1 protein-coding gene is annotated in these 1,375 nt (G+C 57.0%); it reads right to left on the bottom strand.

The window, feature by feature from the left end; all coding sequences use genetic code 11:
* Positions 1–47: 47 nt before the first annotated feature.
* On the bottom strand, positions 48–1,226 hold the full coding sequence (locus HMPREF2547_RS06340; protein ID WP_048732261.1) for an IS1249 family transposase: 1,179 nt from the start codon (positions 1,224–1,226) through the stop codon (positions 48–50).
* Between the last annotated feature and the right edge of the window lie 149 nt (positions 1,227–1,375).

Consider the following 1,375-nt stretch of genomic DNA (forward strand, 5'->3'; position numbering starts at 1 on the left):
GGGTTAAACGACAAAATGTGTGTCTGGCTCGGCGTGTCGCGCGGGGGTTAGATTTGGCCTTTCTGGATGCCGATTGAGTGGGTGTAGTCGGTGTCGATAGCGTTGTCGTAGAGGGCTGGTCGTCCTGTTTCGTGGTCGGCTTGGTTCTCGTGTTGGGTCAGGGTGGAAACTTTGGCGAGTTGGTCCTGGCCCCAGTTGGACTGCCTGGCGATTCGTGCTGGATCGTCGGGCAGTTCGGTTTTTAAGTAGAGCCACCAATCCAGCATTCGGCGTTGTCGTTCGCCTGATCTGCCGCGGTGTGTTCTGGCAAGTAGTTTGATCTGGGAGTTGATGCCGCCTTCAAGGCTGTTGGTGGTGGATTTAATCCGGTTTTTCTCCAGCACACCTTCTGGTGGGGTGAGGTAGACAAACAGCAGTTCGGAGCGCCAGAGGTGGTTGAGGCTGTTGTAGGCCTTGCGCACGTTGTGATGTGTCCACGTGCGGGTCCATGTACCTGTTTTAGGGTCTTTGACCGTGGTTTTCTCGTCCATCCAGGAACGGTAGATCGTGGAGAATTCGTGCAGTTGTGCACCCCATGCTGCTGCTTGGTCCAGGGTGGTGATCCGGGTCAGTTTCAGCGCCAGTCGGTAGATGGTGCGCCCGGCATCAGTCCGGGGCCGTGAGGTGGTGTAGCGGCGTACAACGCGTTGGGCGTGGACGAGGCAACGCTGGATTTTCGTGGTGGGCCAGCACTTTTTGATCGCGCTAAACGCTCCCTGGCCGCCATCGATAACGGCGATAAGTGGGGCTTCGATGCGCTCGAGAAGTCGTTGGTAGTCGCGCGTGGTTTCGTGTTTGCACCAGTGCCAGGCGATGACATGGTCGATAGTTGCGGCAATGATCAAACAGCCGCCGGCGGTATATGTGCCGTCTAGAAACACCTGGTCGTAAACCCGCCCGATATGTCCGATGGTGGGATCTGGTACGTCAACGAGCCAGAAGGGTTCGAAGCGGCGTTGCAGTGTGCGCGGTGAGCATCCCACACGACTGGCAACGGTATCGAGGCTGGCGCCAGTGGTCAGGTGGTCAATGAAGGCGGCAAAAACCGTGGAATTGGTGATGTCGCTGCGGCGCTTCACACTCGACGCGCCGCAGTGTTTGCATCGCCACCTCGTAGTTCCTTTGCTGGTAGTGCCGTTGCGTTTCATCTCATCGCCGCAGTGGCAGCGTGGTTGGTTCTTTGACATTGCGACACCACACCACGCCGCGTGTAGCACATCACTGCTGCCACACCGCGGATTTACCGTCCCGGAGCCAAATATATGCTCCCGGAGCATATATTTCTCTGAAACCTAGAGGTCAACCACTACAAATCACCGAATCCAGACACACTTTC

Origin of the sequence: Corynebacterium sp. HMSC055G02, assembly GCF_001809065.1 — a bacterium.
Classification (GTDB): Bacteria; Actinomycetota; Actinomycetes; order Mycobacteriales; family Mycobacteriaceae; genus Corynebacterium; species Corynebacterium jeikeium_D.